Annotated in this window: 1 rRNA gene; it reads right to left on the reverse strand. The window is 60.4% G+C overall.

The features are described from left to right. A 16S ribosomal RNA gene (locus tag ACYVAN_RS24435) occupies window positions 1-563 on the reverse strand; the annotation flags it as partial.

The raw sequence follows: 563 nt of genomic DNA on the forward strand, positions 1-563 counted from the left end.
CCGTGGAAACAGTCCCCACACCTAGCGCCCAACGTTTACGGCGTGGACTACCAGGGTATCTAATCCTGTTCGCTCCCCACGCTTTCGCTCCTCAGCGTCAGTATCGGCCCAGAGACCCGCCTTCGCCACCGGTGTTCCTCCTGATATCTGCGCATTTCACCGCTACACCAGGAATTCCAGTCTCCCCTGCCGAACTCAAGTCTGCCCGTATCGACCGCACGCCCACCGTTAAGCGGCAGGTTTTCACGGCCGACGCGACAAACCGCCTACGAGCTCTTTACGCCCAATAATTCCGGACAACGCTCGCACCCTACGTATTACCGCGGCTGCTGGCACGTAGTTAGCCGGTGCTTCTTCTACACCTACCGTCACTCCCCCAACAAGAGAAGCTTCCTCGATGTCGAAAGAGGTTTACAACCCGAAGGCCGTCATCCCCCACGCGGCGTTGCTGCGTCAGGCTTTCGCCCATTGCGCAAGATTCCCCACTGCTGCCTCCCGTAGGAGTCTGGGCCGTGTCTCAGTCCCAGTGTGGCCGGTCACCCTCTCAGGCCGGCTACCCGTCG

This window comes from Parasphingorhabdus pacifica (assembly GCF_054779195.1).